The 23,433-nt window shown below is 35.7% G+C and carries 22 protein-coding genes; 7 read left to right on the top strand and 15 right to left on the bottom strand.

The features are described 5' to 3' along the window. The first annotated feature begins 33 nt into the window (after positions 1–33). Positions 34–720 (top strand): OmpA family protein, encoded by a 687-nt coding sequence (locus tag I597_RS09890; protein WP_052111694.1) that lies wholly within the window; start codon positions 34–36, stop codon positions 718–720. After that, complete coding sequence (locus I597_RS09885; protein ID WP_052111695.1) at positions 720–1,352, top strand: hypothetical protein; 633 nt, start codon at positions 720–722, stop codon at positions 1,350–1,352. The genes I597_RS09890 and I597_RS09885 overlap by 1 nt, the downstream gene beginning before the upstream one ends. 33 nt (positions 1,353–1,385) lie before the next feature. Here the strand turns inward: I597_RS09885 and I597_RS09880 are convergent, their stop codons facing one another. From I597_RS09880 to I597_RS09820, 13 genes are all read right to left on the bottom strand, one after another. Then, complete coding sequence (locus I597_RS09880; RefSeq protein WP_035324887.1) at positions 1,386–1,835, bottom strand: PepSY-like domain-containing protein; 450 nt, start codon at positions 1,833–1,835, stop codon at positions 1,386–1,388. A 103-nt stretch (positions 1,836–1,938) separates the two neighbouring features. Continuing rightward, a complete protein-coding gene (locus I597_RS09875) occupies positions 1,939–2,754 on the bottom strand; it encodes a prohibitin family protein (RefSeq protein WP_021778949.1) in 816 nt (271 codons plus the stop codon). Between the two features lie 21 nt (positions 2,755–2,775). Then, the gene (locus I597_RS09870) at positions 2,776–4,809 is read right to left on the bottom strand and encodes a hypothetical protein (protein WP_035324888.1); all 2,034 of its coding nucleotides are present in this window, start codon (positions 4,807–4,809) and stop codon (positions 2,776–2,778) included. 37 nt (positions 4,810–4,846) lie between these two features. Further along, positions 4,847–5,593 carry a 3-oxoacyl-[acyl-carrier-protein] reductase gene (gene fabG, locus I597_RS09865; protein WP_021778947.1) on the bottom strand — a complete coding sequence of 249 codons (747 nt, stop codon included), beginning with the start codon at positions 5,591–5,593 and terminating at the stop codon, positions 4,847–4,849. Between the two features lie 213 nt (positions 5,594–5,806). Continuing rightward, positions 5,807–6,823: a hypothetical protein gene (locus tag I597_RS09860; protein WP_035324889.1), complete on the bottom strand. Its 1,017-nt coding sequence runs from the start codon at positions 6,821–6,823 to the stop codon at positions 5,807–5,809. 87 nt (positions 6,824–6,910) lie between these two features. Next, positions 6,911–7,783 (bottom strand): succinate--CoA ligase subunit alpha, encoded by an 873-nt coding sequence (sucD, locus tag I597_RS09855; protein ID WP_021778946.1) that lies wholly within the window; start codon positions 7,781–7,783, stop codon positions 6,911–6,913. Between the two features lie 74 nt (positions 7,784–7,857). Beyond that, positions 7,858–8,259 (bottom strand): nuclear transport factor 2 family protein, encoded by a 402-nt coding sequence (locus I597_RS09850; RefSeq protein ID WP_035324890.1) that lies wholly within the window; start codon positions 8,257–8,259, stop codon positions 7,858–7,860. Continuing rightward, a complete protein-coding gene (locus I597_RS09845) occupies positions 8,259–9,194 on the bottom strand; it encodes a UDP-3-O-(3-hydroxymyristoyl)glucosamine N-acyltransferase (RefSeq protein WP_035324891.1) in 936 nt (311 codons plus the stop codon). The genes I597_RS09850 and I597_RS09845 overlap by 1 nt, the downstream gene beginning before the upstream one ends. Before the next feature lie 67 nt (positions 9,195–9,261). Continuing rightward, entirely contained in the window at positions 9,262–9,828 is a 567-nt protein-coding gene (gene efp, locus I597_RS09840; protein WP_035324892.1) for an elongation factor P, read from the bottom strand. A gap of 193 nt (positions 9,829–10,021) precedes the next feature. Then, positions 10,022–10,804 (bottom strand): acyl-ACP--UDP-N-acetylglucosamine O-acyltransferase, encoded by a 783-nt coding sequence (lpxA, locus tag I597_RS09835; protein ID WP_021778942.1) that lies wholly within the window; start codon positions 10,802–10,804, stop codon positions 10,022–10,024. A gap of 1 nt (position 10,805) precedes the next feature. Next, positions 10,806–12,212 (bottom strand): bifunctional UDP-3-O-[3-hydroxymyristoyl] N-acetylglucosamine deacetylase/3-hydroxyacyl-ACP dehydratase, encoded by a 1,407-nt coding sequence (locus I597_RS09830; protein WP_035324893.1) that lies wholly within the window; start codon positions 12,210–12,212, stop codon positions 10,806–10,808. After that, entirely contained in the window at positions 12,205–13,230 is a 1,026-nt protein-coding gene (lpxD, locus tag I597_RS09825; protein WP_035324894.1) for a UDP-3-O-(3-hydroxymyristoyl)glucosamine N-acyltransferase, read from the bottom strand. Before lpxD ends, I597_RS09830 begins: the two co-directional genes overlap by 8 nt. 21 nt (positions 13,231–13,251) lie before the next feature. Next, positions 13,252–14,475, bottom strand: a complete 1,224-nt coding sequence (locus I597_RS09820) for an HD domain-containing protein (protein ID WP_035324895.1) — start codon at positions 14,473–14,475, stop codon at positions 13,252–13,254. A gap of 108 nt (positions 14,476–14,583) precedes the next feature. Here I597_RS09820 and porX point away from each other — a divergent pair, with 108 nt between their 5' ends. Next, a complete protein-coding gene (gene porX, locus I597_RS09815) occupies positions 14,584–16,131 on the top strand; it encodes a T9SS response regulator signal transducer PorX (protein WP_035324896.1) in 1,548 nt (515 codons plus the stop codon). A 203-nt stretch (positions 16,132–16,334) separates the two neighbouring features. Further along, positions 16,335–17,033, top strand: a complete 699-nt coding sequence (locus tag I597_RS09810) for a hypothetical protein (protein ID WP_035324897.1) — start codon at positions 16,335–16,337, stop codon at positions 17,031–17,033. Between the two features lie 76 nt (positions 17,034–17,109). On the opposite strand, the gene I597_RS09805 is transcribed toward I597_RS09810, so the two are convergent. Further along, a complete protein-coding gene (locus tag I597_RS09805; RefSeq protein ID WP_236626628.1) occupies positions 17,110–18,906 on the bottom strand; it encodes a helix-turn-helix domain-containing protein in 1,797 nt (598 codons plus the stop codon). A 224-nt stretch (positions 18,907–19,130) separates the two neighbouring features. After that, positions 19,131–20,984, bottom strand: coding sequence for a helix-turn-helix domain-containing protein (locus I597_RS09800; protein ID WP_160268165.1), 1,854 nt, complete (start codon positions 20,982–20,984; stop codon positions 19,131–19,133). Positions 20,985–21,840: 856 nt separating this feature from the next. On the opposite strand from I597_RS09800, the gene tsaE reads away from it, so the two are divergent. The 3 genes from tsaE to I597_RS09790 all read left to right on the top strand — a co-directional run bounded on the left by tsaE (position 21,841) and on the right by I597_RS09790 (position 23,203). Further along, complete coding sequence (gene tsaE / locus I597_RS09795) at positions 21,841–22,248, top strand: tRNA (adenosine(37)-N6)-threonylcarbamoyltransferase complex ATPase subunit type 1 TsaE (RefSeq protein ID WP_035324900.1); 408 nt, start codon at positions 21,841–21,843, stop codon at positions 22,246–22,248. 270 nt (positions 22,249–22,518) lie between these two features. Next, positions 22,519–22,650: a hypothetical protein gene (locus I597_RS15105; protein WP_257724719.1), complete on the top strand. Its 132-nt coding sequence runs from the start codon at positions 22,519–22,521 to the stop codon at positions 22,648–22,650. Between the two features lie 259 nt (positions 22,651–22,909). Then, positions 22,910–23,203, top strand: a complete 294-nt coding sequence (locus tag I597_RS09790; RefSeq protein ID WP_052111697.1) for a hypothetical protein — start codon at positions 22,910–22,912, stop codon at positions 23,201–23,203. Positions 23,204–23,433: the final 230 nt, after the last annotated feature.

Raw genomic sequence — 23,433 nt, 5'->3', positions numbered from 1 at the left:
TTAAATCAACTACTAAAGCACATAAATTTAACTATGAAAGGATTTTTGGGGGCCTTCCTTGTTTTTTTACTTTGGTCATTTACGTGTATCTATTACGTAAGTGCTAAGGAGCCATCACCATTTATAGAAAAAAATTCATCTACTACAATTTCTAACAGTAATGATAAACAACCTATTACTAAACCAACTAAGACAAGTACTAGTAATAGCGAGATAAAAACTACAGATAGCATTTCAAAAACGCACATAGATAGGGAGGCGTCCATTTTTATTGCTGAGGAAATACAAAAATCTATTGCTATAAGTGATACTGTAGATTTTACAAAAGATGAACCGGTTATTACTTTTGAAAAAGAGCTTAACTTACTTTCAGGCCCTTCTTTTTCTAGCGAGATATTTTACCCGCAGTATAACAATACAGATTTAATACTTGATAAAGAGCTCGTTGCATATGCATCTGAACTCAAAGAATTATTGAAAAATAATCCAGATAAAAAAGTAACAATATTAGGCCATACAGATAACGTAGGAAATGCTCGAGATAATTTTAGCACAGGTTTAAAAAAATCAAGACAAATTAAATGGTATCTTACAGCCCGTAGAGGAATCCCCCGCAGTAAAATTACTGCTACCTCAAGAGGTGAAGAAGAACCTATCGCCTCAAACAACACCGTATCTGGACGACGCCAAAACAACAGAATAGAAATTATAGTAGATTAATGCTCGCATTACAGGAGGCCATATCAATACCCATTGCTTATATAGAGACATTTATAATGACTCTTGTTGCATTTTTGATAGGTTATGGAGGATCGCAACTATCTCAAAAATTTGCTCACAAACGTAAAGAACAACAGCATAAAAACACGTTACAGCAACTCAACAATACGATCAAAAATCTACAAGACGAGTTAGATAGAAAGGCCGATGGCGTTTTTAGAAAAGACCGTATGGATGAGGAATATGAGCATCTACAGATACGAAACCGAGCTTTTTCTGATGATGTGCTTACAGAAAAGCTCTCTAAAACAGAAATTAAGGACCCTATAAGTTATGAACGCATAGGAAGAGCCACAATGGCAGAACGTAATGACTTACAACAAATTACTGGAATAGGTCCATATACTGAGGCTAAACTCAATGAACTAGGGATTTACACTTTTGAGCAAATAAGCCGTTTTAATAATGACGACATCGCCGCAGTAACAAAGCTCATTAAGTTTTTTCCAGATAGAATTAAAAATGATAGATGGGTAGCAAAGGCAAAAAGACTTACCGAGAATACACAAGCAGAGGATAATGAAAAAGGAAACTCAAAAAAAAATATGATAAATGAAAAAACCACCTACTAGGTGGTTTTTTCATTTATATAAAACATAGATTTATTAATTTATCTCCTCACCTGCCTCATTAAACTCTACATCTTTATTTTTCCCTTTACGTTTAAATTCTACGTCATAAAATAGCCCTTTTTCGGCGCTTTGCACGCGTTCAATCTCTGTGATCTTCTCGTGACTATAATCTCTTTTTATAGCTTTTTTAATTGCCTTTGGCAATTCATTCTTATCTATACTTACCTCCGTCTCAATCCAATCTCCATTAGGACTAAAATCTGCACGGTGTCTTATACCATCTATTCTAAATCTTGACTCATAATTTCCATTTGAGTCTACGTGCCAGTCTGGATCATTTTCTCCTGGATATTTGGCTTGAAATGTTGCCTTTACTGCCTCTGGTGCATATCCTTTCTTACTATTTTGACTTTCAACTTTTTGACCACAACTCACTGCGAGTATAAAGCCAAATAATAAAAGTACTTTCTGATATTTAAACATAAAAAAATCTTTACAATCTACCCATTATGACGAGTAGACTGTAAAGATATAAGCTTTCGCGAAAGCGTCATCTTAACACTTTCATATAATTTTAGAGAGTATTCTAATTATTTCCTAAAATTAATGGTAGTCCAGATTCACCAGAACCTACAACTATCACCTTAGAATTTGGAGATTTTGACAACTCTATTGTTGCGTCAATACCTTTATCTTGTAGAATCTTATCTGTAAGCGATGCACTAAGAATCTTATTTGCATCTGCCTTACCTTGTGCTTCTATTCGAACTTTTTCTGCCTCTTTTGTAGCAGTTACTAGACGGAACTCATACTCAAGAGACTCTTGCTCTTGCTTTAATTTACGCTCGATAGCTTCTTTAATTGTATTTGGTAAGGTTACATCTCTTACTAGTATCTCATCTAGCTCGATGTACTGATCTTTTATAATCTTTTTTGTTTCTTCAAAAATTTCTGACTGTATCGCATCTCTCTTAGAAGAATATAACTGCTCTGGTGTATAACGCCCTACTACTGATCTCGCTGCAGATCGTATAGTAGGTAATAAGATACGCTGTAGATAATCTTCACCTATCTCTTGGTGTAACTTACCTACATCATTGTATCTAGGTTTGTACCAAGCAGATGCGTCTAGTTGTATATCTAGTCCGTTTGAAGATAGTACTTTCATTTTTTCAAAAAGCTCTTGACGACGCACTTCATAAACGTACACCTTGTTCCAAGGTGCTACTAGATGAAATCCTTCTCCTAGTGGTGGCTCATCTGTTACCACACCACCGCCAAATGTTTTATACAACACGCCAGCCTCTCCAGAGTCTATAGTGATGGCAGATTTTGTGATAATCACGAGTAGAATAACGAGGCCTATTACGACAGGCACTCCAATTTTAGGTAATTTTTCCATAGCTAATTTTTAATTTTGGTTTTAAGTAAGTCCATTATACTTGCGCATAAACCACTCCAAAGCGAGCAGTAATGCCAAAATTGCAAGTAGTAATTTCCAGTCTATAAAAGGTACACTATTTTTTGTACTCTTCTGTATAGGTTTATATCTATTATCTGCAACGAGCGACGTTATAAGTTTATCTAAGCTTACAGGGTTATATAAACCGCCATCTGTATGAGACGCTAGAATTTGTAGCTGTTTTACATTTGCATTTAAAAATTGTTGCTCTATATCAAAAGGAACAATTGTAAAAGATCCAGAACGTGCGATACCTTGATCTGTTACAGATACAGTAAACTTATAACTTCCAGGATCAAGATTATTCATATCTACCTGGTAGGTATTCTTTTTAAGTAATAATGGAATCTCTGTAAGCTTTTTTGACTCCTGGTTTATCACTTTTATAGACACCTTAGCCCTTGCATCAAAATTGTAATTTTTATCAAAGTACTGTGCATAAAGCATCACTGCTTTATTGCCATAGTAAAACGACTCATAATCTAAGTTAAGTCTACTTTTCTTCTTGTTTGAAGCAGCATATTGTACTAGATTATCTATAAAATTATCAAAAGATTTAAAATCACGCTTTTCTACAAAACTCTGTGCTCTCCACTTCCACAAGCCTTCACCTAGTATGAAAACCTCACGCCTACCATTATCTTCTGTTGTAGCTATAAGTGGTTGATTAGTCTCTACAAGGCCAATACTTTGTGATAAAGCAATGTCTGCTTTTGTATTAAAACGCGTCTCTCCAAAGGCAGCAACTAGGGGTGGAAAATCGTCAAAACCTATATCTTCAATTACAAATGCAGAAAAATTAGGATTAAGCCGAGCTTGTACTTCTTCTGTTTGACCTGTAATCTCTTGTGTGATTGTTTTTTGAAATTTATTTATAGCATTCCAGCCAGTGTGCTCTCCAGTTATTGTTATACTATTTTTAGCTAGCGTTTCTAGTTGTTTATAGACATCATTAAAGCTTTCATCTGGTTGATAGAGTATAATAAGTTCATACTCATTTATTTTAGAAACCGCGTCTGATGGTTTTGTGAAGGTAACCGTACGCAATCTATTACTCTCAATACTCTTTTTAAGCATTCCCACATCTGGGTGAACTATATTACTTATAAGAAGTACATTCGTTTTTTGATCTATAACCTCTATCGCAAAGTTTTTATAGTTATTACTCTCATTCTTTTCGCTTTCTACAGGAGCAATACTTATGGCATACTGAGTCACTCCCACCCTTTCAGCAGGGACGTTTACGGTAAAAACTTGTGATGCATTATCTGGGCTAAAATTTACAGACTGCTTATGTAAAGTTTTACCTCCAGAACGTATAGTAAGTACAGATTGTACTGTTGCTTTACCATTATAAGAAGCAAAAATCTCAACAGGAAATTTGTTATTTATATAGGCATATCGATTTACATTGATCTGACCCAGCTTAAGATCATCATAAATGATAGTGTCACCCAGTACAACAGGATACACTTGTTGATTATAATTTTGAGCAACATACTGGTAGGCCTCTCCATAGGTTTGATTCCCATCTGTGACTAATACTACAGGAGCAACATCTGTTGTATAAATATCTTCAAGACTACGCAAAGCGTTTGAGATATTAGTCTGCTTATTAGTAAATGAAAGGGAGTCTAGGGATTTAAAATCATCTCCAAATTGATAGTACTGAATATCAAAAGCATCGTTGAGTTTTACGCTTTCGCGAAAGCGAGATAACACATCTTGAGACACACCATCATAACCAAGGTGTGCAATACTAGAAGAATTATCTACAGCGACAGCCAGCGAGGGCTTTTCTGTATAGTAAGAAACTTGCTCATACTTAGGGTTAATAAGTAAAAGCAGTAAACCAAAGATGGTTGAAAACCGTAAAAATGCATAAACGCGATTGCGCTTACTTTTATATTTAACACGATAGAAATATTGAAAAACCGCTACTCCCAGTGCGAGAATAGCAGCTCCAATAATTAATAATAGTGTCTCTGTTTGCAATAGTATATGACTAAATTATATTGAGTTTCACCTTGTTTTAGGTAAGCATCCCTCCATCTACATTAATCACTTGACCTGTGATGTAGGCACTCATATCACTGGCAAGAAATACACAAGCATTTGCAATATCTTCTGGGCTACCACCACGTTTAAGCGGTATAGCATCTCTCCACGATGCAACAGTAGCCTCATCTAGCTTACCTGTCATTTCTGTCTCGATAAATCCTGGTGCAATAACGTTAGTACGTATGTTACGAGAACCTAGCTCTAGTGCCATAGATTTTGAAAAACCTATCATACCTGCTTTTGATGCTGCATAGTTTGCCTGCCCAGCATTACCTTTTACTCCTACAACAGAGCTCATATTTATGATACTTCCCTTACGAGCTTTGAGCATTGTGCGTTGTACGGCCTTAGTCATATTAAAGATGGACTTAAGGTTTACTTCTATCACTTTATCAAAATCTTCTTCAGACATACGCATAAGAAGATTATCTTTTGTGATACCCGCGTTGTTTATCAAGATATCAATCGCGCCAAAATCTTCAAGCACATTTTTTACAAGCTCTTGTGCCTGCTCAAAATCCGCAGCGTTACTTTTATATCCTTTTACTTTTACACCGGTTCCTTCTAAGCTTTTCTCAAGCTCATCTGCCGCGGCAGATGATGAGCTATATGTAAAAGCTACATTTGCACCGTGTTGTGCAAAAACCTCTGCTATTCCTTTTCCGATACCACGGCTAGCACCTGTAATAATGGCTGTTTTTCCTTCTAGTAATTTCATTATAAACTGTTATGTCTGTTGGCTGTTTATTCGTTAGTATTACTTCTTATCAATTACACACCTAACTAATTCGGTATGAAAGATGTCTTTTTATGCTTTCGCGAAAGCCTAATACCCCACCTATTTATATATCAAATATAAGAATTACGATAACCATAAAGCACAAAAAAACCTCTCGATACTTGAGAGGTTTTTTATGTATTAAAAATAAAATTATTTATTGATTGCCTTATTTAAAGCTTTAAAATCACTTCCTTTTACATTATATGATCCTCCAGTCTCTAAATAAACATATTTTCCAGTTTTTGCAGCTATAATTGCAAGAACCTTCTCTGCGTTGTATTGTGTGTGTAAAAAGTAATAAATATCCTCGCCGGCTTCTATTTTAGCATTAAGATCATCATCTGTAACTATCTTATAATCATAGTCATAATCTTCAAAAAACTCCTCTGGCGTAGAAACTTCTTTTAAAGTAGAAGAAACTGGGGCGTATCGCTTTAACACCCATTCTGGAGCATATAGCGTTTTATTTTTAAGACTCTTTATGGTATTGCTGTCCACATAACCATCTCTCATACTAATACTAACCCCTCTCTTTAAGTGATCATTAAGAATTTGAGTGAAGTTTTTAATGTAACCGTAATTAAAGGTGTAAAAACCAGGTTCTTCTTTATTAGCCGCAAGCGCTTTCTTATTGCTGGCTTTTGCTAGAAAACTTTTACGACCACCACTATAAACTACATTAGTTCGCATTTTGATGTTAGGAGAGAATACGATTTCGCCGAGCATTTTTGAATCGTACTTCAATTTACCCTTCTTCATTATTACATTATCGTATATAACTAGACTGATAAAGTTTGTTATTGACTCACCTGTACTGCGCTTTTTACCTGTAGCAATATTCTTTTTCCCGATGAGATATACGTCACCCACTAACTTTAAAACAGCACTTTCTTTTAGTATACGTTCTTTATTCTTCTTGTACTCCTCACCTGTCACAAATTTGAGTTCATTTACATCCCATACATCTTTAAGATTATTTTTAAACCTTTCTTGATCTATTCCTTCGGGTAAAATCACACAAGTAGATTTCTTTTTTAAATTCTCAAAATCTTCAGCTTTTAGAGATTTCGAATATAAATTGAGAGGACTTTTACTTGACCCAACATTAACCTGACCATAACAGAGATTTGCCACAAATAGTAGCACTACTAATAATTTGATTTTCATAATTGATTGATTGATAAATTGATTTAATAAAAAGAAAACCCTCTTGAAAATCAAGAGGGTTTATACTTATGGTTTAATTATAGCATCTTATCCTAAAACTTCTGCTACTTTCTTACCTATTTCTGCTGGAGAATCTACTACGTGTATACCACATTCTCTCATAATTGCTTTTTTAGCTTGAGCTGTATCATCAGATCCACCTACAATTGCACCTGCGTGCCCCATTGTACGTCCTGCTGGTGCAGTCTCTCCGGCTATAAATCCTATAACTGGCTTCTTGCTTCCGCTTTCTTTATACCACTTTGCAGCATCACCTTCTAGTTGACCACCTATCTCACCTATCATTACGACAGCTTCTGTTGCTGGGTCATTTATAAGTAACTCAACAGCTTCTTTTGTAGTTGTCCCGATAATTGGGTCACCACCTATACCGATAGCTGTTGTGATACCAAGACCTTGTTTTACAACCTGGTCTGCAGCTTCATAAGTAAGTGTTCCAGATTTTGAAACGATACCTACTTTTCCTTCTTTAAAAACAAAACCTGGCATAATACCTACTTTTGCTTCTCCTGGAGTGATTACACCTGGACAGTTAGGTCCTATAAGGCGACACTCTTTTGTAGCGATATAGTCTGATGCTTTGATCATATCTGCAACAGGGATACCTTCTGTAATTGTTATAATTACTTTGATACCTGCATCTGCAGCTTCCATAATTGCATCTGCAGCAAATGCTGGCGGTACAAAAATAATAGTTGTGTCTGCTCCTACTTTTTCTACAGCTTCTTGTACTGTGTTAAAAACAGGCTTATCTAGGTGTACTTGTCCTCCTTTACCTGGAGTAACTCCACCTACTACATTTGTTCCATAGTCGATCATCTGGCCCGCGTGGAAAGTTCCCTCGCTACCTGTAAATCCTTGAACAATTATTTTTGAATCTTTATTTACTAAAACGCTCATCAGTTTGTTTTAAAATTTTGCTCTGCAAAAATAGCAGTTTGATTAAGTATTCTCAAGTAAAATATTAATGAATTTTACTTCCAAGACTTCATAGCCTCTTTATCCTCTTCTATAGGCTGGGTCATCTGGTAACCACGGTACATTAATCCGTCTTTAAGTTCCCATATAGCCATAAAGTGTGCAATAGGCTCTTCTACCTCTGGTGTCTCTATAGTAGTTACGTGATATGTAAAACGTATCACGACATTATCACCATCAGACATAAGGTGTGTAATATGAGGTCGCACTGCATCAAAAGACTTACCAGCCTCTGTTGCCATATCCTTTACAGCCTGGATATCCATATGATTGTATCCAGTTTTTGCATTCCAGTAAAGTTCCATTTCTGGATGCATATACTTGTCAAGGTTAGAGGTGTCATTAAAAAAATCTGACTCATAAAACTCTCGCACGATCTTCTTCTTACTCTTAGCCATTATTGCTTATTTAATTTATCTAATAATTCTTGAACCTGGCGCAATGCCGCAAGCTCTTTATATTTTGTTCTAAAATCTCCTGCTGGAGATCCAAAATAACTTTTACCGCCTTCTAGTGACTTACTTACACCACTTTGTGCAGAGATAACTGCTTTACCACCTACGGTAATACCGCTAGTTACACCTACTTGCCCCCATAGCGTCACCTCGTCTTCTATTACTACACAACCTGCTATACCAGTCTGAGAGGCTATTAAAACCTTTTCTCCTATAACCGTATCGTGACCTATGTGAACCTGGTTGTCTATTTTAGTGCCAGCACCTACAGTAGTGTCTCCCGTAACGCCCTTATCTATAGTACAGGCAGCGCCTATATCTACATTATCTTTTATAACTACGCGACCACCAGATTTAAGTTTATCAAATCCTTCTGGTCGTTTTTTATAATAAAAGGCATCTGCCCCCAGTATACTACCAGCGTGTATTGTCACATTATCACCTATTACCGTATAATCGTAAAGGCTTACGTTAGAGTGTATGGTACAATTTTTACCTATAGTCACGTGATTACCTATAAAGGCATTAGGCTGTATAACGGTTCCCCCACCTATTGTTGCTGTTGTGGCAACACTTGCTCCTGCACCCTCAAAAGGTTTAAAATGCGTAGTAAGTTTATTAAAATCTCTAAAAGGATCATCAGAGATAAGTAGTCCTTTGCCTTCTGGACAATCTACCTCTTTATTAATAAGTATAACCGTTGCAGCACTGTTAAGCGCTTTATCATAATACTTAGGGTGATCTACAAATACGATATCTCCCTCCTCTACCACGTGTATCTCATTCATACCAAGTACTGGAAATGATGGGTCACCCACAAATGTGGCATCTATGAGACTAGCAACTTCTTGAAGTGTATGTTGTTTTTTAAATTTCACGATTACGAATATAATAAGAAAATCCCGCGAAATTGCGGGATTTTTATAATTAGTTAGCTAGTATTATTTATTCTTTAACACGCTCCTTGTACGTACCTTTTACAGTCTCGATTTTGATCTTATCTCCTTCATTTATAAATAAAGGTACGTTTACCTCTGCACCTGTCTCTACTGTTGCAGGTTTTGTAGCATTTGTAGCAGTATTTCCTTTTACTCCAGGCTCAGTGTGAGTTACTTCTAGTATAACAGAAGCTGGCATATCTACAGATAGTGGAGAGTTATCTTCAGAGTTAATAAGTACTGTTACTACTTCACCCTCTTTTAATAAATCAGAACGATCTAGCGCTGTTTCTTGTAAAGCAATTTGTGTATAATCTTCGGTATTCATAAAGTGATACCCTTCTCCATCATTGTATAAAAACTGAAACTTGTGTGTCTCTACACGTACTTCTTCAATTTTATGTCCTGCCGAAAATGTGTTGTCTAACACTTTTCCAGTTGTCACACTCTTCATTTTTGTACGTACAAAAGCTGGACCTTTACCAGGTTTTACGTGTAAGAATTCTACAATTTTATAGATGTCATTATTGTAGTGTAAACAAAGGCCGTTACGGATATCTGATGTTGTTGCCATAAAATAAAATTAATCGACTACCTCTTAGCTCGAGATACTCATATTGATATTGTTGTTAAAATAACGCTTTCGCGAAAATAGGAAAAGATTACCACTCTCCCCTCTTGTTTATTATTCTGTCACCTCGCGCCCAAAGCTAGAGGTTGTTTGATATGGTTTATATTCCGCTTTCGCGCAAGCGGAAACATAACTATTAAGAGCTAAAATACCCCTTCATAATACCGCGTTGAGAATTCTTTATAAACTGTAAGATCTCATCACGCTCTTGAGTTGCCTCCATCTCTGCTTCTATAATAGTGACCGCTTGTGAGTTGTTATAATTCTTTTGGTATAGTATACGGAAGATATCTTGTATCTCTCTTATCTTTTCTGTCGTAAAACCGCGTCTACGTAGTCCTATAGAGTTTATACCTACATAACTTAATGGCTCACGACCTGCTTTTACAAATGGCGGTACATCCTTACGTACTAGCGATCCACCAGTTACAAAGGCGTGACTCCCTATGGTACAAAATTGCTGTATGGCAGCCATACCTGCAAGGACCACATAATCACCTACGGTAATGTGTCCTGCTAGTGTACTATTGTTAGAAAAAATACAGTTATCGCCCACGATACAATCGTGTGCTATGTGACAGTATGCCATAATCCAGCAGTTATTACCTACTTGAGTTTTCATACGGTCTGATGTACCGCGGTTTATGGTAACACACTCACGTATCGTGGTGTTATCACCTATAATGGTAACGGTATCTTCGTCATTAAACTTTTTATCTTGTGGTACTGCAGAGATTACTGCTCCAGGAAAGATACTTACGTTCTTCCCTATACGAGCTCCCTCCATAATAGTTACGTTAGAACCTATCCAGCTTCCCTCTCCTATTACAACATTATTATGTATGGTTGTAAAAGGCTCTATCACTACATTCTTTGCAATTTTTGCACCTGGGTGCACATATGCTAATGGCTGATTCATATTAGTTATTTTTTACTTTAACGATCTGAGCCATTATTTCTGCCTCCGACACTAATTTTCCATTTGCATAAGCTCGTGCTTGCATCTGGCAAATTCCTCTACGTATAGGCGCCATAAGGTCTAGCTTAAAAATAAGCGTATCACCCGGCACCACTTGATGTTTATATCTTACGTTATCTATTTTAAGTAAATATGTAAGATAGTTTTCTGGATCTGGCACTGTACTAAGTACAAGTATACCTCCCGTTTGTGCCATTGCCTCAATCTGAAGTACTCCTGGCATTACAGGTGCACCAGGAAAATGTCCTACGAAGAATGGTTCATTCATCGTGACATTTTTTATACCTATTACGTGCTCTTCTGTAAGTTCTAGAATTTTATCTACCAGTAAGAATGGAGGTCTGTGTGGTAACATCTCCATAATTTGATTAATATCCTTTACTGGCGCTGCGTGTAAGTCTACATCTGGAACATAGTTACGACGCTCATTTTTTATAATTTTCTGTAGCTTCTTTGCAAACTGTGTGTTTACAAAATGCCCAGGTTTATTTGCTATAACTTTACCACGTATACGCGTACCTGCAAGTGCAAGGTCACCTATTACATCAAGTAATTTATGACGTGCTGCCTCGTTTGCGTGATGCAAGGTAAGGTTGTCTAAAATACCGTTAGGTTTTACCGAAATGTGATCTTTATTAAAGGCTACGCGCAACTTTTCCATTGTACTAGGTGATAATTCCTTATCTACATATACAATCGCATTGTTAAGATCACCTCCTTTTATAAGACCGTGCTCAAGTAACATCTCTATCTCGTGTAGAAAACTAAAGGTTCTACTATCTGATATCTCTTCCTTAAACTCTGAGATGTGCTCTATACTTGCATTTTGTGTACCTAGCACCTTTGTACCAAAGTCTACCATTGTAGTTACCTGATACTCGTCTGATGGCATAAGGATAATCTCACTTCCCGTTTCTTCATCTCTATAAGTGATGACCTCCTTTACTATATACTCATCACGTGCTGCATCCTGCTCTTGTATACCTGCTTCTTCTAGTGCTTCTACAAAAAACTTTGACGATCCATCCATAATAGGCGGCTCAGATGCGTCTAGCTCGATAAGCAGGTTATCTATCTCTAGACCTACACAAGCAGCAAGAACGTGCTCTGTAGTTTGTATAGCCACTCCACCTTTTTCAAGGTTTGTACCTCTTTGAGTATTTGTAACGAGAGAGGCATCTGCATTGAGAATAGGTTCCCCCTCAAGGTCTATACGTTTAAACTTATATCCGTGATTTTCTGGCGCTGGCTTAAATGTCATTTTTACATTTGCACCAGTGTGTAAACCTACTCCTGTAAGACTTACTTCTTTTGCTATCGTACGTTGTTGTGCTTTAGCGTTACCCATTGTTTTGTTGTTTTTCTAGTTTGTTTACCGCTTGTACAATTTTTGGTAAATTTTTAAAATGTACATAAGAGCGGTTCCAGTCTGCGTAGTTAAATGACGGAGAGCCTTGCAGCACTTCACCATCTTTTATATTTCTTCCTATACCAGATTGTGCTTGTATGCGCACTTTATCACCTATAGTAAGGTGACCAGAGATACCTACTTGCCCACCTATAAGACAGTGCTTACCTATCTTAGTAGAACCTGCAATTCCTGTTTGAGCAGCAATAGCGGTGTGTGCACCTATCTCTACGTTATGCGCAATCTGTATTTGGTTATCTAGTTTTACTCCTTTTCTTATAATAGTAGATCCTAGGGTAGCACGATCTATAGTAGTACCGGCACCTATATCTACGTGATCTTCTATAATTACATTACCTGTTTGTGGTACTTTGCTATACTCCCCATTTTCATTTGGCGTAAAGCCAAATCCATCTGCGCCCACTATAGCACCACTGTGTATATAAACAGTATTACCTATCACACTGTCTGAGTATACCTTAGACCCTGCAAAAAGCACGCAGTTATCACCTATAGTTACATTATCACCTATATATACATTAGGATAAATCTTTACATTATCACCTATACGTACGTTATCACCTAAGTAAGAAAATGCACCTAGATATAGCCCTTCACCATAACTAGCCGTGTCAGATATAAAGCAAGGTTGCTCTATACCGGACTTATTAAGTTTTACTTGATTATAATATTCTAGTAATTTTGAAAAAGACTTGTAAGCATCTTCTACACGTATGAGCGTAGGCTTGACTTCTTGATCTGCCACAAAATCATTACCCACAATGGCAATACTTGCCTCTGTTGAGTAGATGTATGATGTATACTTAGGGTTTGCCAGAAAAGTAAGAGACCCAGGGGTTCCTTCTTCTATTTTGGCTAGCTTAGAGACCTCTACTTCTGGGTTACCTTCTACGGTCCCTTCTAGTATGCCTGCGATTTGGGTTGCGGTAAATTTCATAAAGCACAAAAATAGGAAAAATTAACGTTTAGGTTTTGGGTAACACAGATAGTTTTTAACTACTTCTTTAGTAAGCGATTTTAAACTAAGCTGGTCACTAGCCTTTACAACATCTACAATCTTTCCATTACTCATTAATATATTAATCCCCCCTTTTTTATAATTATACGCTTGATTTGATATCGTACCCGTAATTACAAAGTAATTTGCCTCTTCTTGAGAGATACTATACTGCTTCATAAGAGCGCTTCTATGCTTCTCCAGCTTTGCCGGAGCAAATGGCTTCTTACGTATTTTTACTTTTAATAAGTCTCTATTTATGATACTCTTAGACAGCTCAGAAAGCACGAAGTCCTTATGCGAGCACCACTCCTTCATTGCCGAAATAATGTCATAATCATCAAGCTGTGCAAAGGTGTCTAAGCTCTTTTTTATGGTATCGCTATCTATTTGATTTTGTAAAAAGAACTGCAGTGCCTTGCTAGAAGGTAATATCTCACCCTCTCGCGAGAGCTCTTTTGCTCTTTTAAGCACCCTGGTAAGCAATTGCTCTGCAACAATACCTGTTTTATGCAAATACACTTGCCAGTACATAAGGCGTCGCGCCACGAGAAACTTCTCTACCGTATACACACCTTTTTCTTCTACTACTAGGTGGTCATCCTTTACATTGAGCATCGCGACTATGCGCTCTGTATTAATATTACCCTCTGCCATACCCGTATAAAAGCTATCGCGCTTGAGGTAGTCTGTACGATCCATATCTAGCTGCCCAGAAACCAGCTGATTTAAAAAGGAGCGATGATATGACCCTTCAAAAATCTGTATGGCGAGCGTTAAACTTCCGTTAAACTCCTCATTGAGAGCCTCCATAAATAAGGTAGAAATATCTTCGTGACTCACCCCATCTACAATGCTATGCTCCATCGCGTGCGAAAAAGGACCGTGACCTATATCGTGTAATAAGATGGCGATAAGTACAGCTTCTTGCTCTGCCTCAGATATGACAACACCTTTGTCTACAAGGACTTTGAGCGCTTTTTGCATTACACCCAGACAGCCTATAGCGTGCTGAAATCTGGTGTGATGCGCTCCAGGATATACGAGATAAGAGAGTCCCATCTGAGTGATACGTCTCAGTCGCTGAAAATATTTGTGCTGTATGAGATCAAAGAGCACCCCATTTGGTATGGTAATAAACCCATAAATAGGGTCGTTAATAATTGTAACTTTGGAAGACTGCAATAGAAAAAGTTTAAATTCTGTTGTTTTACGCTTTCGCGAAAGCGTACTCCTTACAAATATAAGGTTTCACCATACAACGGTAAGGCCACTAAAGAACTAACTATATATATGAGCAACATACAAATACTCTGGGTAGACGACGAAATAGATTTATTGAAACCACACATACTCTTTCTTGAAAAGAAAAACTATAGCGTGACCACCTGTGATAACGGTGCAGAGGCAGTAGATATGATAGATGAACAAAACTTTGACATCATATTTCTAGACGAAAATATGCCTGGCCTCACGGGGCTTGAGACGCTCAATGAGATAAAAAATAAAAGAGAAAATGTACCCGTCGTGATGATCACTAAGAGTGAGGAAGAGTACATTATGGAAGAAGCCATAGGCTCAAAAATAGTAGACTACCTTATAAAACCGGTAAACCCTAACCAGATCTTACTAAGCTTAAAGAAAAATCTTGACCATAGCCGTCTTATAAGCCAGAAAACAACATCCTCATACCAGCAAGAGTTTAGAAAAATTGCGATGGACCTCTCTATGATAAATAGTTTTGAGGAGTGGAGCGAACTGTACCAGAAACTCATTTACTGGGAAATGGAGCTAGAGGGCATAGAAGATAGCGGGATGTTTGAGATTCTAGAGTCTCAAAAAACAGAGGCAAATAACCAGTTTTGTAAATTTATAGATAAAAATTACCCAGACTGGTTTGACGGTTATGATGCTCCTACAATGTCGCACACCTTGTTTAAGGACAAGGTACAGCCTCATATTAAAAAGGGTACTCCTACCCTCTTTGTGGTGATAGATAATATGCGCTATGACCAGTGGAAGGCTTTTGAGCCACACCTTGCTGCCCATTATAAAAAAGTACAAGAAGAGCCTTACTACAGTATACTCCCTACCGCAACACAGTATGCTCGTAATGCCATATTTTCTGGGCTTATGCCAGAAGATATGAAAAAGAAACACCCCAATCTATGGCTAGATGATACAGATGAGGGAGGAAAAAATATGCACGAGGCGGCCTTTCTTGAGGCGCAACTTAAGAGATTAAGCCTAGATGTAAAGTGGGAATACCACAAAATCACTAATCTTAAAAATGGTAAAAAGCTAGCAGACAACTTTAAGTCTCAAAAGGATAATGACCTTACAGTGGTGGTCTATAACTTTGTAGATATGCTCTCCCACTCTAAAACCGAGATGGAGGTCATAAAAGAGCTTGCTAGTAATGATAAGGCATATCGCTCCCTTACAGAGAGCTGGTTTAAAAACTCACCGCTGCTCTCTATGATACAGCAAGCACAAGAGCTGGGTATGAAGCTGGTACTTACTACAGACCACGGTACTATAAATGTAAAAAATCCTTCTAAGGTAATAGGTGATAAAAACACGAGTCTTAACCTACGTTATAAAACTGGCCGTAGCCTTACCTATGAAGATAAAGATGTACTCGCAGCACCAGACCCGCGCACCATACACTTACCCTCTATAAATATGAGTAGCTCTTATATTTTTGCAAAGAGTGACCTCTTTTTTGCCTACCCAAATAACTTTAACCACTACGTGAGTTATTACAGAAATACCTACCAGCACGGCGGCGTGAGCCTTGAAGAAATGGTCATCCCATTTGTTGTAATGGAACCTAAATAGACGTATTACGCTTTCGCGAAAGCGTAAACTCAACTAAAAAACCACAGCCAGAAGCTGTGGTTTTTTTATGTTATTATGCAAAATGACAGTGCGATTATTATTAGGAAAATTTATAAAACAAGGCTGCTTTTTTATGATTCTTCGTAAACACATTTTGTACGTCATCTAGGAAAAGAGCATCTTTAAATTATAAAACAATTAAAATGCTCAAAGCAAAATACCTCCCCCTCTTCTTTTTATTATTACATAGTGTCTTTGGATTATCTCAAGAACAAGAAACCAAAAGAAAAAAGTTCTCCCTCACTATAGGGACAGAATACAGAATAACCCCCATACAAAAACTTGAGCCAGGTATTGTAACTCGTATAGCCCCTGTAACATTTAATACTGATGATATGTTAATAGGTCCCTCTATACACTATGAGTTGGGGTGGGAGTTTGTAAAAAATTGGAGTTTTAACTTTTCACACTCCTTACGTTATAACTTTGTCTATAACGAGAGAGCAAACGTTTCTAATAATTTCGGCATAACCTATGACAAGCCTATATATAGATTAATAATGGATTATAATTTTTATATAGAAAAACATTTTATGCTCTCACAAGGCAAGAGCCTTTACGTGAGGTTTGGAACAAGTATTGCAAATACTGGAACAAGATATGCCACTTCACGTATTTTAGATATACCTGAACTCGGTGAATTTGGTAGTGTACTTACTAGAAGAGATGGAAATTTTACGTGGTATCCTACTAATGCGGCTTTAGGTTATGAAAGCAATGGCATAAGCTTTACAGGTGGCATATACTTTTCTACACAACACGAGTTTGGTACGACCACAAGACCTAATGCTTCTATTATATTGCCGTACTTTAACCTGAGCTATAGACTTAAGAAGTTTTAAACACCCTCCTTTTTAAATAAAAAACCACAGCCAGAGCTGTGGTTTTTTTATGATGCTATAAAATGTAAAAACGTAGTTACCCCGTTTTATTAATTCGCTCTAAAAAGTCTATCACATTATCATCCTTTTTCTTCACAGCAGTCTCTTTAATGCCCTCTAGATTCTTAATAAAATAAGATACAGAGAGTCCAGTCACACGCTTAAAGTGTGTAGAAAATGATTTTACGTTAGAAAAACCTATCTCCTCTGCAATGGCGGCAACGGTATATGAACGTAGTTTGTGAGAAGCATACAGCTCCTTAAGCACATAATTAACACGTAAATCACTTAGGTAGGTAGAAAAATTATCAGATTTTTCTACATTAATGTATTTAGAAAGATAGGAGGCGTTTGTTCCTATTTGTGCAGCAAGGCTCTTAAGCGTCACATTATGAGAAGTAAAAAGGGCCTTTTTCTCAAAACGGTCTAGACCTTCTTGTATCTTTTCTAGCTGCGCTGGCTTTATGTGTGATAAAGGGCCGTCTTGCTCAGCTTTTACAACAGGTAAGGCTGGTTCGGCTTCCTTTATAGGGTTTGTTTCTTGTACGACCCACTCACTATATATGGCGCGCAATTTTTCAAAACGTTGTTTTAAAATACGTCGCTTTCTATATTGAATAAGCGCATAAAATAGGGCAAGTAACCCTAGGCCTATAAAAAAAATAAGACCAACGGTGCGCTGTTTTTTATCACCCTCAAGACTTTGTATAACTGCTTCTTTTTCTGAGAGTAATTGAGGGATTGTATAAGATGCTACAATACCATCACCTATGGTTTTACTAAGTGATCCAAAATCCTCTTCATAGGTTATCATTTTATTGAGGTACTCAATTTGTTTTGTGCTATTACCCGTGTTTTTGTAATGAATAAGGAGGTAATCGTAGGTGGTTTTAAGTTCTTGAAAGAAATAATCTGCACCACCAGACTCGTGTAAACTATCAGTCTTAAGAAACGCCGCGAGCGCCTCTTCCGGTTGCTGTAGTCCTTTGTGAGCTATGCCTTTAAATGCATAAGAGTGAGATAAAGCATCGGGATCTCCATCTAGATTTTCTGCCAAATATTGATTAGTAAGCTTTAATCCCTCTTTATATTTATGTGATTTTGTATATATGCCTGCTTGTAATCCTAAATAAGATAAATAATAGTCATTATCATTAGCATCTTTTGCGTATTCTTTAATCTTTGATATATAATATGTGGCACTATCTAATTCATTTATATCAAAATATGCCATAGCAATACAATATTGCACCGATGCCAATATTTCTTTATTGTTAGCTTCCCAACTATATGGAAATATTTGTTTAATCTTATCAGTACTATAGGTCTTTTCAATTTCTTTTAAAACTTGTATTCCTTCGACCTCTTTATTATTTTCAATAAGTAATACTGCTATTAAATTTTTTAGAGACCACTCATTTGATAAGTTTTTAGATTTTTCTGCAAATTTCAAGGCCTCTTGAGCTATGTCATAAGATTCTTGAAATTGATCATCATTATAAAGATGAATAGCCTTTTCAATTAATATTTGTTCATATAGTTCAGATGATTTATGTTTGTCTGTATGTTGAAGTGCATAATCTATACTTGCAATGTCTCCTCTAAAAGTACCTAGATTACTATAAAATTTAGCAAAATCATCTTTTAACTCTTTTTGCTGCGCTTCTATAATGAGAAACTTAGCATAGAGTTCTATAGTGAGTGAATCTACATCTGCAGGTGGCTCAATTGCAAATTTGAAAAACCGTTTTCTAAGTATTGAGTAATCTATAGAGGCTATAGAGTCTGGTACTTTTTGATCTGTGATATAGGGTAGGTCTTGGCTGGATACCAAAGCTGGTAGGCAAAGAAGTATTGTAAAAAAATATAAGGTGTAAACCTTCATAAGGGAAACTAACTAATAGCCGACAAAAATAGAGATTACATTTTAAATTTTACGAAATTTCTTACGATTTCACAATGTAGATTATCCTTTTAGCCACCTTTTTATCATACAATACTTAAATATTGCAAAGCGTGAGTACGCTTTCGCGAAAGCGTACTAAAAATCAATATACCTTAACCAGCTTTATTCACACGGTCAGAAAGGTTGATAACGCCGTCTTTCTCCTCCTTAGAAAAGCTGTCTGGCTCACTAGAAAGATTTTTTATAAAGTAGGAGACCGAAAGCCCAGTGACACGTTTAAAGTGTGTTGAAAATGATTTTACGTTAGAAAAGCCTACCTCCTCTGCTATAGCGGCGACTGTGTAAAATTTTAATTTTGGATTGTTGTAAAGCTCTTTGAGGACATAATTAATTCTCAAATCATTTAAGTAAGTAGAAAAATTCTCAGATTTTTCAACATTAATATATTTCGAAAGGTAAGAGGCGTTTGTCCCTATCTGTTTGGCTAGGCTCTTGAGTGTCACGTTATGAGATGTAAAAAGAGCCTTTTTCTCAAAACTGTCTAAGCCTTCTTGTATCTTTTCAAGCTGGGCTGGTTTAATATGTGATAATGCGCCTTCTATATGATTTTGCACGACAGGCCTTGTTACTGCAGTAGCTTCTTCTGGCTTTTCCTCAGTGGTTATGCGTTCACTATAAGTATCTCTTAAGTTTATAAAACGTTGCTTTAACTTGAGTCGTCTTCTATACTGGTAAATCGCAAAGCTTATCGCTGCCAGTCCCAATATTACAATTAGAATTATACCAATGTTTCTACTTTCTTTTTCTTCTTCTAATGTCTTTATCGCGTTTTCTTTTTCTGACAGTAACTCTGGTAACGTGTAAGACGCTATTATCTGATCACCTACATTCTGGCTAAGTTTTCCATACTCCTCTTCATAAGCAATCATCTTATTGAGATATTCAATTTGTCTAGCTACATCTCCTGTTTGTTTATAATGATTGTGTAGATAATCATAAGTAACTTTTAAATCTGAAAATAAATAATCTGATCCAGCAACATCACGTAAACTATCGGCTGTGAGAAATGAAGTTAAAGCCTTGTCAGGTTGATGTAAACCCCTATAGGCGATGCCTTGCATTGTATAGGAGTGAGAAAACTCATCATTATCTAGATTAACTGCTATGTCTAAATATTCATTGGTAAACTTTAAACCTTCTGTATAGTTTCCCTGTCTAATTAAAATACCACCTTTGAGGCCTAAATATGCGCTAACATATTCTGTGTTACCAGAGATATCTGAATACTCCTTTACTTTGTTTATATATTCAGAAGCTTTTTTATAATTATGAAGCTTAAAATATGCTAAAGCCATACTATACTGTATCTCTGTATGAGCTTCCTTAATATATCGATCTGTCCCAAACTTAAATATTTCATTAATTACATCAGTATGATATAACTCTTCAAGTTCTAAATATATTTTAATAGCCTCCTTAGTTTTACCACTGTCTTTTAACAATAAAGCTATAATATTTTTTGTAGTATATGCTATAACTAGATTATTAAAACGTTGATTCTTATCATAAGCTTCTTGAGCTAAACTATAAGCTTCTTCTAAATTAGACTCTGTATTAATAAAAAAAAGAGCTTTTCTTATTAACGCTTCAATATAGAACTCGTCAAGATTATGTGTTTTCGTATATTCTAATACATAATCAATAGTAGGTAAACTATTTTCACGATAATTACTTAATGTATCATAAAATGTAGAGACTTCTAGATGGTCATTCTTCTCTGTAGCTTTAATTATTAAATCTTTACTGTACAACTCTAATAATAGCGTATCAATTACTTGAGGGTCTTTGTAAGTAAGTTCAAAGAATTTTTTCCTTACTGTTTGATAATCTTGTAGTCGTATAGAGTCTGGGACTTTATCATCTATTAGGAAGGGTAAATCTTGAGCCTTACCAGAAATAGTTACAATAGAATAAAATAAAAAGAGGAGAAAAACGCGCTTCTTCATAAATAGCAAGTAAAAGTCAAAAATATACATTCATTAATAAACAAACGAAATTTCTTACTTAATTCATAATACTTATAACATCTTATAGTTCACACTTAAAACTTAAAGTAAGTGTATGTCGTACCGCTGTTTTATGCCGTTATTTTAGCAAGATTTTTGACTTCAAATGTCTATTTGAAATACATTATGCTCTTTTTACTTTAAAAGGTCTAATCAAGGATTAAACCATTGTTTTTCAGAATACTACAATTTCGGTAAAAAGATAAATATAGACGGTATATTTATAAATATACCTATACCCTAGTTGATTGGTATGGTATAAAATAAGACCTTTAAATTATTAATGTCGTTTAAGGACAATCAAAAAATGGACAAGTACCTGATGTTTTTTATTATTACAATGGAGTAATAGTAAAATAAGGTGCTATCACAATTCTAATGATCGGTGTTTATTAACTCGTTTTTATACTACATATTAGGGGTTTGCAACTGAAACAAGTTATATGAAGGGATCTAACAGTTAATCAAATGTTGCCTTCAAATCTATTACAGATTGACATCGATTTATTAGAATTATAGTAAGTATTGCTCTCGCACTACTTCTTTCAAAATTTTTATTTCTTTTTATTAGAAGACAACAGTTTTGTACTCCTTCCTCCTACCTCTTAAGGAAAGGAGTGAAATTCTATTCAAAAAATTCACCCCAGTTTTTCTAAATGAATTGACAATAGTCATTATTCGCATTTACTGAAAGAATATTCCTACAATAATAAATATCTTAAGACTCGTATATTGTATTTGAACGATAAAAGTTTAAAAAATTCTTATATTAGCAACGCCCTTAAACTACTTAATAATGCAAATATCTTATGATTTATCTGATATAGAAGCTATTGCAGATAAAATCGTCACTACTGTCCGAAGCAACGTTTTGCTTTTTTATGGAGAGATGGGTGCTGGTAAAACAACACTTATTAAAGCCATTGTAAAAAAGCTTGGTGTGACAGACACCATAAGTAGCCCCACTTTTTCAATTGTTAATGAATATGTCACAGGTAATGAGCAGCTCATTTACCACTTTGACTTTTATAGAATCACAAATCAAGAAGAAGCGCTTGATATGGGATTTGAAGAATATATATTTAATGGTGACTGGATATTTATTGAGTGGCCTGATAATATTTCAAAATTTTTACCAAACGAAGCAGATATTATCAAGATAGAGAAGCAAAACACAAATAAAAGAGTAATATCAATAAATTAATTATGTTAAAATTATGTTAATGTAATTTGGTGAAAATGTAGGTTTTTTCTGATAATTGAATTTTACTTATTGACAAAAAACATAACATAAAACTTTTAATCGAAAAATAAGATTTTAATAGATAACCCCTAACAAGTGTAAAATGTTGTTTTCGTGTATTTTTTTTTCAAAAAAAGCGCGAATATACAAAAAAAAGCGATTGGTTATAAATTGAGAGAATTGAGTGATGTTTGTATCAACAAATCATTAATACTCAAAACACTCTAAATTATGAAAATTAAAGCTTTACTATTAGGCCTGCTTATTGCGGGAGCAACAGCATTAACGTACACTGCAATAACAGAAAATGCAGAACAAGCAATCGACAAACGTGACATTAAAAAAATACCAAGCAACGGATAAAAGAAAAATTTTATCTGTAGGTACTATTATTGCATTATGTATAGTGCTATCGCCTATAGTCTCATACGTATATCAAGGATTCCCAAATGTAAAAACTTGGGAATCCTCTTTGTTTGGTACAATACACAGTAATTATTACGAAAGTATTCAAATCTTAGCTTGGATAGTTTTTAGCAAAGTTGTTCCCTTTATCTTATTATTAATCTGGTTTTTCACCTGTAAACACTGGTGGTATCATTCTATTTTAGTTCCAATAGCGATGTATGTTTTCCAAATTTATAGTACAATCAACGAAGATTTACTATTTGTAGATAGTGATGAATTCTACATTATCATACCTCTTATAGCCATTGTCGCAGCTATAACGTATACAATCAGAACCAAAATATTTGATCGTTTATATGGTGTGAATCTAGACCAAGAGCTTAAACGTGTACGTTGGAATGGTAAAATTGTTACCATACCCGCAGACTCTCCTTTAGATTTGCAACAAATTGATGATGAAGACGATGAGATTATAGAAGAAGAGGAAGAAGAAGATGATGTTTTTTAAGCTTCTCTTATTCCGCAAAAACTATACATTAGCTTAGATAATAACATACATCCTCTAAGATCATTATATCTTATTTTACGCTTGCGCGAAAGTAGCCACTCCTCTATTAAATCTAAATTAGCCTATTTTATATAGTATCTAGAAGATAGAATTATAGGCTATCTAATACAACCCCATAAAAAAACTCCCTACAGCCGTAGGGAGTTTTTTTAATTTGTAATGTGGTTGTT

Origin of the sequence: Dokdonia donghaensis DSW-1 (assembly GCF_001653755.1) — a bacterium.
GTDB lineage: Bacteria > Bacteroidota > Bacteroidia > Flavobacteriales > Flavobacteriaceae > Dokdonia > Dokdonia donghaensis.
The sequence above is the reverse complement of the archived record's forward strand: the minus strand, read 5'-3'. Positions and strand labels throughout refer to the sequence as shown.

What these genes read in the sequence shown, in the direction of transcription:
- porX (WP_035324896.1), top strand. Translation starts at nt 14,584, where the DNA reads ATGAGCAACATACAAATACTCTGGGTAGACGACGAAATAGATTTATTG.
- lpxD (WP_035324894.1), bottom strand. Translation starts at nt 13,230, where the DNA reads ATGAAATTTACCGCAACCCAAATCGCAGGCATACTAGAAGGGACCGTA.
- I597_RS15105 (WP_257724719.1), top strand. Translation starts at nt 22,519, where the DNA reads ATGAAAATTAAAGCTTTACTATTAGGCCTGCTTATTGCGGGAGCAACA.
- I597_RS09860 (WP_035324889.1), bottom strand. Translation starts at nt 6,823, where the DNA reads ATGAAAATCAAATTATTAGTAGTGCTACTATTTGTGGCAAATCTCTGT.
- I597_RS09875 (WP_021778949.1), bottom strand. Translation starts at nt 2,754, where the DNA reads ATGGAAAAATTACCTAAAATTGGAGTGCCTGTCGTAATAGGCCTCGTT.
- I597_RS09850 (WP_035324890.1), bottom strand. Translation starts at nt 8,259, where the DNA reads ATGGCTAAGAGTAAGAAGAAGATCGTGCGAGAGTTTTATGAGTCAGAT.
- I597_RS09885 (WP_052111695.1), top strand. Translation starts at nt 720, where the DNA reads ATGCTCGCATTACAGGAGGCCATATCAATACCCATTGCTTATATAGAG.
- I597_RS09790 (WP_052111697.1), top strand. Translation starts at nt 22,910, where the DNA reads ATGTATGTTTTCCAAATTTATAGTACAATCAACGAAGATTTACTATTT.
- sucD (WP_021778946.1), bottom strand. Translation starts at nt 7,783, where the DNA reads ATGAGCGTTTTAGTAAATAAAGATTCAAAAATAATTGTTCAAGGATTT.
- I597_RS09800 (WP_160268165.1), bottom strand. Translation starts at nt 20,984, where the DNA reads ATGAAGAAGCGCGTTTTTCTCCTCTTTTTATTTTATTCTATTGTAACT.
- efp (WP_035324892.1), bottom strand. Translation starts at nt 9,828, where the DNA reads ATGGCAACAACATCAGATATCCGTAACGGCCTTTGTTTACACTACAAT.
- I597_RS09890 (WP_052111694.1), top strand. Translation starts at nt 34, where the DNA reads ATGAAAGGATTTTTGGGGGCCTTCCTTGTTTTTTTACTTTGGTCATTT.
- tsaE (WP_035324900.1), top strand. Translation starts at nt 21,841, where the DNA reads ATGCAAATATCTTATGATTTATCTGATATAGAAGCTATTGCAGATAAA.
- fabG (WP_021778947.1), bottom strand. Translation starts at nt 5,593, where the DNA reads ATGAAATTACTAGAAGGAAAAACAGCCATTATTACAGGTGCTAGCCGT.
- I597_RS09830 (WP_035324893.1), bottom strand. Translation starts at nt 12,212, where the DNA reads ATGGGTAACGCTAAAGCACAACAACGTACGATAGCAAAAGAAGTAAGT.
- I597_RS09810 (WP_035324897.1), top strand. Translation starts at nt 16,335, where the DNA reads ATGCTCAAAGCAAAATACCTCCCCCTCTTCTTTTTATTATTACATAGT.
- I597_RS09880 (WP_035324887.1), bottom strand. Translation starts at nt 1,835, where the DNA reads ATGTTTAAATATCAGAAAGTACTTTTATTATTTGGCTTTATACTCGCA.
- lpxA (WP_021778942.1), bottom strand. Translation starts at nt 10,804, where the DNA reads ATGAATCAGCCATTAGCATATGTGCACCCAGGTGCAAAAATTGCAAAG.